Source organism: Streptomyces sp. ISL-12 (assembly GCF_018614415.1).
Taxonomy (GTDB): domain Bacteria; phylum Actinomycetota; class Actinomycetes; order Streptomycetales; family Streptomycetaceae; genus Streptomyces.
Genome location: NZ_JAGGOO010000120.1, coordinates 1 through 9191, shown reverse-complemented (window position 1 = coordinate 9191; position 9191 = coordinate 1). Strand labels below are relative to the sequence as shown.

Here is a 9191-nt window from a genome sequence, read left to right as displayed (position 1 = left end):
GGGCGGGCCACCCGGCCCGGTTCTTCGTGTTCCCGGCTACGGGTCAGCCGCCGGCCTTGGCGAACTCCGCGAGATACGTCTCGCAGAACGCCTTCAGATCGTCCGGCTTACGGCTGGTGACCAGGGTGTTGGGGCCGTGGTCGCACACCTTCACCTGCTCGTCGACCCAGGTGCCGCCGGCGTTGCGGATGTCGGTCCGCAGGCTCGGCCAGGAGGTAAGCACCCGGCCGCGTACGACGTCGGCCTCGACCAGCGTCCACGGGGCGTGGCAGATCGCCGCCACCGGCAGGCCCCGGGTGAAGAAGTCCTTCACGAACGCCACGGCACCCTCGTCGGTGCGCAGGAAGTCCGGGTTGGCCACGCCGCCCGGCAGCACCAGCCCGCCGAAGGAGTCCGCCGACGCCTGACCGGTCACCTCGTCGACGGGGAAGGTGTCCGCCTTGTCGAGGTGGTCGAACGCCTGGATCTCACCGGACTGCGTCGACACCAGGACGGGCTCGTGCCCGGCGTCCTTCGCCGCCTGCCACGGCTCGGTCAGCTCGACCTGCTCCACGCCCTCGGGGGCCGTCAGAAATGCGATGCGCATACGGGTTCCTGTCCTTTCTCTCCGACGTCTTTCTCACGTCTGTCTGTCTCACGCTCACGCTCACGTCCGCCGGCCGAGGTCGCCGAGGCTCACCAGGCCGACCGGGAGGCCGTTCTCCACGACCGGCAGCCGGCGCACCGCCCGCTCGCGCATCAGCGCCAGCGCCTCCCGGGCCGGCAGCCCCGGGGCGACCACCAGCGGATCGCGGGTGCAGACGGCGCCGACGCCCACCGTGAGCGGGTCGACGCCCTCGGCCACGGCCCGCACGGTGATGTCCCGGGCGGTGAGCATCCCGACGACCCGCTGTCCGTCGGCCACCACGACATCGCCGATGCCGTGGTCGCGCATGAGCCGGGCCGCCTCGACGAGCGAGGCCCCCGGACGCAGGGCCACCACACCCGGGGTCATCACGTCCTTGACGTACTCGCCCGTGTGCTCGTTCATGGCACGCCGGTCACGTCTCCCGGGAGCGGGGCGGCCCGGTGAGGGCCTCGGCCAGCTCCTGGACGGTGGTGTAGCTCGCCTTGTGCGGCAGTGCCTCGACCCGCTCGACCAGGGACTCGGGCGCGTTGCCGCGCCGCAGCCCCCGGGCCAGTTCCCGCGCGCTCGCCGGAAACGCCCCGCGGGTCAGGTTCCGGGCCAGTTCCAGCCGGAGCGACTCCAGCAGGGACGGTGCGCGGCTCGGTGTCACCGGGCCGTACGCCACCTCCGGGTCGTCCTCGGCGATCGGCTCGGGGTCGTGCCACTCCTCGGTGCGGGTGGGGTGCCCGGACCGCAGCAGTCCCTGCAGTTCGTGCTTCATCTCGTCGTCACGGTGGGCGCTCAGCCGGTCGCTGCCTCGCTGCATGTCTCCCTCCAGGTCCTTCGGGGTGGGCACCGCGTACCCGGCAGGCGGAGGGCGACACGGATTCACCCGGTGGGAACCGGACCGATTTGTCGCCCGGCGCACGGCGGGTTTGCGCGGCCGGCAGCGGGAACCCGGCCCGTAGCCCCTCCGCGCCCACCCTCCCCGGGAAGGACGGACAGGACCATGGCGGTGCTGTTCACTGTGCTCATCCCGCCCCTCATGCTCGGCGTGGTACTGGCGCTGGGCCGCTACGAGGAGCTGCTGCTGCCGGCCGCCGAACCGGCACCCGAAGGCCCCGGGGCGGCCCCGGCCGTACCGGACGCCAGGAAACAGCCCGGGCCGCGGGCCTCCGGCCCCGGTGAGGAACTGTCCTCCGCGGCCTGACGGCGGCGGGAGGTGGGCATCATGCCCCGCACCATCATCGTCGGACTGGACGGTTCGGCCGAGAGCCGGGCCGCCGCGGCCTGGGCGGCCCGCGAGGCCGGCCTGCGCGCCCTGCCGGTACGCCTGGTGCACGTGTGGGAACCGGTGCCGGAGCCGATGGCGGCCCCGCCGGCCGGCCCCCGGGAGGGTCTCGTGCGGGAGGCCGCCGAGGGGCTGCGCCTGAGCCACCCCGGCGTCGAGGTGACCGCCGAACAACGGGCCGGCAAGGCCGTGGACGAACTGGTGGACGCGGCCCGGGACGACGCCGCCCTGCTCGTCCTCGGCTCCCGCGCCCTGAGCGGGCTCAGGGGCTTCCTGGTGGGCTCCGTCGGCCAGGCCGTGATCGCCCGGACCACGACGCCGGTGGTCGTCGTCCGCGCCGGGGAGGAGGCCGCCGACGAACACCTCCCGGACCCGGCGGGCCCGCCCTCCGAGGCCACCGCGTTCCGGCCGGTCGTGCTCGGCCTGGACACCGACCGGCCCGACGACACGCTGATCGGCTTCGGCTTCGAGGAGGCACGGTGCCGCGCGACCGCCCTGCACGTCGTCCAGGGCTGCGGCGCGGCCCCCTACCACGGCTACGGTCTGGACGCCGGCGCCCGCTCCGACGACGGCCTCACCCGGCAGCGGGCCGCCCGGCTCGGTCAGGTGCTGCTCCCCTGGCGGCACCGGCACCCGGACGTCGAGGTCGTCGAGATGTCCCGTACCGGCAGCCCCGCCGACCGGCTGCTGGACGCCGCCCGTGACGCGTCCCTGACGGTCGTCGGCCGCCGTGTCCGCCGCAGTCCGTTCGGCGCGCACATCGGTGCCGTCACCCACGCGGTGCTGCACCACGCCACGGTCCCCGTCGCCGTGGTCGCGCACGACTGACCCGGGCCGGCCCCGGTCACAGCCCGCTGCCGCTCCCGCTGCCGCAGGGCCCGTAGAGGTCGAGCAGCCGGACGCGGGCGGCGTGCAGCCGGTGGGCGACCACACCGCCGACCCAGACGGCCACCGCACGGCCGAACTCGGCGTCCTCGGCGCACAGCTCCCGCACCGCGTCCGCGTCGAACTCCCAGGCCCGGACCGGGCTCATCGCCTCGGCGCCCAGTTGCCACCGGTGGGGCGGGAAGTGCCAGGAGCAGCCGGCCAGTTCGCCGTGGCCCAGCGACTCGATGGCGGCGGCCCGCCGGCCCGGCACCCGCAGATCCAGCGTCACCGTGCCGGTGCGGATGATCCAGAACCGGTCGGCGCGCCCGCCCTCTTCGAACAGGCGTGCGCCCGCCTCGACGGACACGGTGCGGCCGAGCCGCGTCAGCCGCTCGCTCCGGCCGGCCGGGAAAGCCGTGGTGAGTGTGGTGGTGGAGGCCATCTCGGGTTCCTTTCGTCCGGCGCCAGTCTGGAACCGCGCGGACGGGCAGGACACGGGCCGTTCGGCACACCGCCGGGGCCGAACGGCCCGACCCCGGGCCGCCGACCCCGGGCCGCCGACCCCGGGCCGCCGGGAGGACCCTTCTCCTACTTCTTCTCCCGCCCCGGCAGGAACTCCTGCACCTTCGACTTGAAGCCCTGCTTCACCATCGACCCCCGGTCCGCGTCGCCCTTGAGGATCGCGGAGGCAGTGGCCTCCAGCTGGTCCCAGGTGGCGTGCGGCGGGACCGGCGGCACCGCCGGGTCGGTGAGGAACTCCAGCACCGCGGGGCCATCCGCCGCCAGCGCCGTCCGCCAGGCGCCCTCGACGTCCTCGGGCTTCTCCACCCGGATGCCGGTCAGCCCCAGCGAACGGGCGAAGTCGGCGTAGCGCACGTCGGGCAGCTGCTGCGAGGGCAGGAAGGACGGGGCGCCCTCCATGGCCCGCATCTCCCAGGTGACCTGGTTGAGGTCCCGGTTGTTCCAGACGGCCACGATCAGCCGGGGATCCTCCCACAGCTCCCGGTACTTGGCCGCCGTGATCAGCTCGGCCATCCCGTTCATCTGCATCGCGCCGTCCCCGACCAGCGCGATGACGGGCCGCTCCGGGTGGGCGAACTTCGCCCCGATCGCGTACGGCACCCCGCACCCCATCGTCGCCAGCGTCCCGGACAGCGAGCCGCGCATCTCCCCGCGCATGGTCAGGTGCCGGGCGTACCAGTTGGCGGTGGAGCCGGAGTCGCAGGTGACGATGGCGTTCGGCGGCAGCAGCGGGTCCAGGGCGGCGGCCACGTACTCCGGGTTGACCGGATCGGCGTCCAGAGCGGCCCGCCGTTCCATGGTGTCCCGCCAGCGCGTGACGTTGTCGCACACCGTGTCGTACCACTCGCGTCCGCGCCCGTCCTCGATCAGCGGGATCAGCCGCTCCAGCGTGGCCTTCGCGTCGCCGACGAGATTCACCTCGTAGGGATAGCGCATCCCGATCATGTGCGGGTCGATGTCGATCTGCACGCCGCGCGCCGTGCCGAACTCCGGCAGGAACTGGGAGTACGGGAAGGAGGAACCGATGGTCAGCAGCGTGTCGCAGTCCCGCATCAGCTCGTAGGAAGGGCGGGTGCCGAGCAGGCCGATCGAGCCGGTGACGTAGGGGAGTTCGTCGCTGAGGACGTCCTTGCCGAGCAGCGCCTTGGCGACGCCCGCGCCGAGCAGTTCGGCGAGCGTCTCCACCTGGTGCCGGGCCCCGGCCGCGCCCTGGCCGACCAGGATCGCCACCTTGTCACCGGAGTTGAGCACCTCCGCGGCCCGCCGTACCGACTCCTCGGACGGAACCGCCGTCCAGGAGCCGCGGTCCAGACTGGACGGCACCATCTTGAAGGCGTGCGTGGGCGGCGAGTACTCCAGCTCCTGTACGTCGCCCGGGATGATGACCGCCGTGGGGCAGCGCCGCGCGTAGGCGGTGCGGATCGCCCGGTCCAGCACGTTCGGCAGCTGCTCGGGCACGGTCACCGTCTCCACGAACTCCGAGGCGACGTCCTTGTAGAGCGAGTGCAGGTCCACCTCCTGCTGGTACGAGCCGCCCATCGCCGTGCGGTGCGTCTGGCCGACGATCGCCAGCACCGGCACATGGTCGAGCTTGGCGTCGTACAGGCCGTTGAGGAGGTGGATCGCGCCCGGCCCCGAGGTCGCGGCGCACACGCCCAGCCGGCCGCTGAACTTGGCGTAACCGACCGCCTGGAAGGCCGACATCTCCTCGTGCCGGGACTGCACGAAACGCGGCTGGTCGTCGGAGCGGCCCCAGGCGGCGAGCAACCCGTTGATGCCGTCCCCCGGGTATCCGAACACCTGGTCGACTCCCCACTCGCGCAGCCGCTGCAGTACGTGGTCGGAGACTGTGGAACCCATGGACGGACCTCCCGGGTGTCGTGCGGGCGATGTCGGCGGCAGCCGTACGAGTCACCCCGGCGACCGGCCGGAAACCTCCCGGGCGTTTGCCGAGCGGCCCGCGGGGCAGGCGCATCCCCAGTGCTTCGGACAGGAGGCACGCCCGTGGGAGCGGCGCGACGCCGCCCAGGGCGGCATCCGTCCGTACCCCCGGACATGCTCCCGCGGTGACCGCCGACCTCCAGGGTCGTGCCGTCGCACCGGCGTCCGTCCCGCGTCCCCCGGCCGTACCGGACGAACCGCCGCCGGACGCGTCGGCGGACCCCGCACTCCGAGGGAGTTGCGACGCACCATGCCGATCCGAGTTCCCGCCCGGCCCCACCCGCACGACGACGCCCCCGACACCGCGGCCGCCTTCCGCGAACTCGCCGCGCTCCCGGACGGGCCGCGCCGCGCCGCGCTGCGCGACCGGATCGTCGAGGCCTGGCTGCCCATGGCCGAACGGCTCGCGGGCCGCTTCCGCAGCCGCGGCGAGAGCTACGACGACCTGCGCCAGGTCGCCGCGCTCGGGCTGGTCAAGGCCGTCGACCGGTACGACCCCGAGCTGGGCAACGCCTTCGAGAGCTACGCCGTACCGACCGTCACCGGCGAGATCAAGCGGCACTTCCGCGACCACATGTGGATCCTGCACGTGCCGCGCCGGGTCCAGGAGCTGCGCAACCGCGTCCGCCGCTCCGGACAGGAGCTGTCCCAGACCATCTCCGGCCGCCCCCCGACGGTCGCCGAGATCGCCGCGCACGCCGACCTCAGCGAGGACGACGTCCGGGAGGGCCAGGCGGCCCTGGAGAGCTTCACCGCCCTCTCCCTGGACGCCGGGCTCACCGGCGACGAGGACGGCTACGCGCTCGGCGACGTCCTCGGCGGGCCCGACCCGGCGCTGGACACCGTCGTCGACCGCGAGGCCGTCAGGAAACGCCTCGCCGCCCTGCCGGAACGCGAACGCGCCATCCTCTACATGCGGTTCTTCGACGACATGACCCAGAGCCGGATCGCCGAGCGGCTGGGCATCTCCCAGATGCACGTCTCCCGGCTGCTCAGCCGGTGCTGCCGCCGGGTGCGGGAACAGGTGCTGCGGGAGACCGAAGGGTGAGGCGGCGGGGCGACCGGGGGGTGGCCGAGGGGAATGGGACGGGAACCGAGGGGTGAGACCGTCCTGCGGTCCCGCCGGGCAGGGCCGTGAAACGCGGTCCGTCACCCGCCCGGGCGCCGCGGTCCCGCGAACGGAGCAGGGCCGCGCGCGGGCCGGTGCCGGGCGGGCTGTGATGGCGGAGGGGGCGCGAGTGCCGTGCCCCGCAGCCGCCGCTCGAAGGAGCCCGCCCCATGCCCACCGGCCGCACCAGGGGCCGCGCCGCCCGCCGCCGCGCCGCCCGCGTTCTGACGACCGCCGCCCTGGCCGTTGCCGCTCTGGGGCTCGGCGCCGCGCCCGGCCTCGCGGTACCGGGCACGGGCGCGGCAGCCGTGCCGGTCGCCCGCGAAGAGGGCGCCGTCCCCGAGCTTCCCCACGACGAGGACCCGGGCTTCCCCGAAGAGGTTGCGGAGATTCCCGACGAGGAGGACGACCTGCCGGAGATCCCGGACGAGGAGGACGAGATTCCGGAGATCCCGGACGAGGAGGGCGACGTGCCCGAGATCCCCGGTGAGGGAGAGGGAGACGCCCCGGACCTCCTCCTCGGCGAGGGGGACGTCCGCACGGACGAGGAGGTGGCCGGCTCCGGCCGGCGGGCCGGCGGGGAGCCCGGCGGCGCCGGGGAGGGCGCCGTCGCCGGGGGACAGGGCCCGGCCGGGAAAGCGACCGCCGAGGTCAGCCCTGCCACGGTCCGGCCGGGAGCCCACGTCACCGTCTCCGTCTCCTGCCCCGCCACCGGCGGCCCCGCCCCGGCCTTCCTGGACGCCACCTCGAAGGCGTTCGAGAAGGGCACCGTCAAGCTCCCCAAGGTCCCCGGCCACGGGGGCGGGACCACCGGCACCGCCTACCGGGGCACGGCCCGGATCGCCCCCGCCGGGAACTCCGGCAAGGGCCCCGCCACGGCCGGCCATGACGCCACGTACACCGTCGACGGCACCTGCCCGGCGGCGCACGGCGGCAAGGGCCACCCGTGGAGTGCGAAGCTCACCGTGTCCGAGGCGGGCGGCGGCAAGCCCTGCCACGAACCCGAACGGCCCGGCACGCCCTGCCCGACCAGACCGCCGTGCCCGGAGCCCGTACCGCACGGCGGCTCCTGCGGCGACACACCGGTCCCGAACGGCGTGCACGCGGGGCAGGGCGGCGCCTTCACCGACTCCGTGCCCGCCCTGGTCGCCGGCGGTGTCCTGATCGCGGGCGCCTGCGGCGCGGCCGTCCACCGGCTGAGCCCCCGCCGACGGCGGACCACCGGAGGCGGCTGACCGTGCGTACCGGGACCGGCGTCCGGGCCGGCCGCCTGCCGTACCGCCCCGCCGCCGCTCCGCCCCGCCCCCCCCGCCCCGGTACCGCTCCGTACCCCCGGCTCCCGCGTCCCGCCCCGCCCCGTCACCGGCCCGCGCTGTGATCCGCGTAACCCGCCCCCGGGGCCATGGCCGGCCGGTGCGCTGGGTACTCAGAGCACGACACGACCGGTGTCACCGCGGTTGCCGGGCGGCACGAGCGGGTCACCCCGCCGCGGTGACGGGGCGGCAGTGGAACTGACTGGCGGAGGTGCCCATGCGGCGGACGGTCCCGGAAGGACACGGCCCCGTCCGGTTCGGGCCGCCGCTGTCCGACGACGGCCTGCCCGTGCCGGCCGAACTGTCCGCCGTCCTCGCCGCCGCCGCGGACCGCACCGGCCAGGACCCGGTCGGCGGCGCCCCCGCCCTGCTGGACGCGGCCGCCGGCCACTGGGACCGGCGGGGCCTGCCCACCGGGCCGGGCGACGTGGTCGCCGCCCCCGGCGCCCCGCCCCTGCTGCTGGCGCTGACCGCCGCGCTCGGCGGCGACGTCCTGGTGCCGCGCCCCTGTGCCGCCTGGTGGGCGCCGTACGCGCGGCTGCTGGGCCGGCCCGTCTTCCACGTCGCCACCCCGGCCGAGTGCGGCGGCGTACCCGATCCGTACGCCCTGCTGGAGACCGTGCGCCGGGTCCGCGCCGAGGGCGGTGACCCGCGGCTGCTGGTGCTGTCCGTCGCCGACGACCCCACCGGCACCGTCGCCCCGCCCGAGGTGCTGCACGAGACCGTCGAGGCCGCCGTCGGCGAGGGCCTGCACCTGGTCAGCGACGAGACCTGGCGCGACACCCTGCACGACCCGCACGACACCGTGCTGATCAGCCCCGCCGAGATGCTCCCCGAGCACGTCACCGTCGTCACCGACCTGGCCGGCGCGCTGCTCCCGCCCGGCTGGCCCGCCGCCGTCGCCCGCCTGCCCGCCACCGCCGCCGGAAACCGCCTGCACGCGCGCGTGCTCGACGTGCTCACCGCGCTCGGCGCCCGCGTCGCCGCCCCGGTCGCGGTCACCGCCGGGTACGCCCTCACCGAGCCCGAGCCGGTCGTCGCCCACCGGTCGGCCGCCGTCCGCCTGCACGCGCGCGTGGCCGCCGCCGCGCACGCCGTCGTGACCGGCGCGGGCGCCCTGTCCCTGCCCCCGCGCGCCGGACGGCACCTGTACGCCGACCTCGGCCCGCTGCGCCTCGCCCTGGCCGAGCGCGGCGTCGGCGACGCTCAGGAACTGGAGGACCACCTCACCGACCGGCTCGGCCGGCCCGTCCCCGGCGGCCACCGCTTCGGCGACGACCTGGCCGCCCTGCGCGTACGGCTGTCCACCGGCCCTCCGCCGGGCGCCGCGGACGAGCGGCGCGCCGAGTGCCTCACCACCCCCGATCCGCTGGAACTGCCCCAGGTGCACCGCGCGTTGAACGACCTGAAGTCGGTATTCGACGATCTCCACGACGATCGGCGATGGGAGCCCTCTCGATGACGCAGCAGTCCGAGCCGGCCACGAGCACGCCCACCCGGGAGCCCGCGGCGCCGACGCCCGGCCCCGCCCCCTTCCCGCCG

General features: G+C 75.4%; 10 protein-coding genes. 5 read left to right on the top strand and 5 right to left on the bottom strand.

Annotated elements, in window-relative coordinates; translation table 11 throughout:
* Positions 1-43: 43 nt before the first annotated feature.
* Genes J7I94_RS29465 through J7I94_RS29455 form a run of 3 tightly spaced genes read right to left on the bottom strand, consistent with a single transcriptional unit; the run spans position 44 to position 1433 of the window.
* Complete coding sequence (locus tag J7I94_RS29465) at positions 44-586, bottom strand: type 1 glutamine amidotransferase domain-containing protein (protein WP_215171892.1); 543 nt, start codon at positions 584-586, stop codon at positions 44-46.
* A 60-nt stretch (positions 587-646) separates the two neighbouring features.
* Positions 647-1030 (bottom strand): CBS domain-containing protein, encoded by a 384-nt coding sequence (locus J7I94_RS29460; protein WP_215171890.1) that lies wholly within the window; start codon positions 1028-1030, stop codon positions 647-649.
* A 10-nt stretch (positions 1031-1040) separates the two neighbouring features.
* A complete protein-coding gene (locus tag J7I94_RS29455; protein WP_215171888.1) occupies positions 1041-1433 on the bottom strand; it encodes a DUF2795 domain-containing protein in 393 nt (130 codons plus the stop codon).
* 183 nt (positions 1434-1616) lie between these two features.
* Here J7I94_RS29455 and J7I94_RS29450 point away from each other — a divergent pair, with 183 nt between their 5' ends.
* Positions 1617-1817 (top strand): hypothetical protein, encoded by a 201-nt coding sequence (locus J7I94_RS29450; RefSeq protein ID WP_215171896.1) that lies wholly within the window; start codon positions 1617-1619, stop codon positions 1815-1817.
* A gap of 21 nt (positions 1818-1838) precedes the next feature.
* Complete coding sequence (locus J7I94_RS29445) at positions 1839-2726, top strand: universal stress protein (protein WP_215171886.1); 888 nt, start codon at positions 1839-1841, stop codon at positions 2724-2726.
* A gap of 16 nt (positions 2727-2742) precedes the next feature.
* On the opposite strand, the gene J7I94_RS29440 is transcribed toward J7I94_RS29445, so the two are convergent.
* Both J7I94_RS29440 and J7I94_RS29435 read right to left on the bottom strand, forming a co-directional pair.
* Positions 2743-3207 carry a cyclic nucleotide-binding domain-containing protein gene (locus J7I94_RS29440; RefSeq protein WP_215171885.1) on the bottom strand — a complete coding sequence of 155 codons (465 nt, stop codon included), beginning with the start codon at positions 3205-3207 and terminating at the stop codon, positions 2743-2745.
* Between the two features lie 146 nt (positions 3208-3353).
* Entirely contained in the window at positions 3354-5147 is a 1794-nt protein-coding gene (locus tag J7I94_RS29435; RefSeq protein ID WP_215171883.1) for a thiamine pyrophosphate-requiring protein, read from the bottom strand.
* Between the two features lie 331 nt (positions 5148-5478).
* Here J7I94_RS29435 and J7I94_RS29430 point away from each other — a divergent pair, with 331 nt between their 5' ends.
* The 3 genes from J7I94_RS29430 to J7I94_RS29420 all read left to right on the top strand — a co-directional run bounded on the left by J7I94_RS29430 (position 5479) and on the right by J7I94_RS29420 (position 9111).
* A complete protein-coding gene (locus J7I94_RS29430) occupies positions 5479-6276 on the top strand; it encodes an RNA polymerase sigma factor SigF (RefSeq protein ID WP_215171881.1) in 798 nt (265 codons plus the stop codon).
* Between the two features lie 230 nt (positions 6277-6506).
* On the top strand, positions 6507-7571 hold the full coding sequence (locus J7I94_RS39290) for a hypothetical protein (RefSeq protein WP_306522571.1): 1065 nt from the start codon (positions 6507-6509) through the stop codon (positions 7569-7571).
* A 295-nt stretch (positions 7572-7866) separates the two neighbouring features.
* Positions 7867-9111, top strand: coding sequence for an aminotransferase class I/II-fold pyridoxal phosphate-dependent enzyme (locus tag J7I94_RS29420; RefSeq protein WP_215171879.1), 1245 nt, complete (start codon positions 7867-7869; stop codon positions 9109-9111).
* Positions 9112-9191 lie beyond the last annotated feature (80 nt).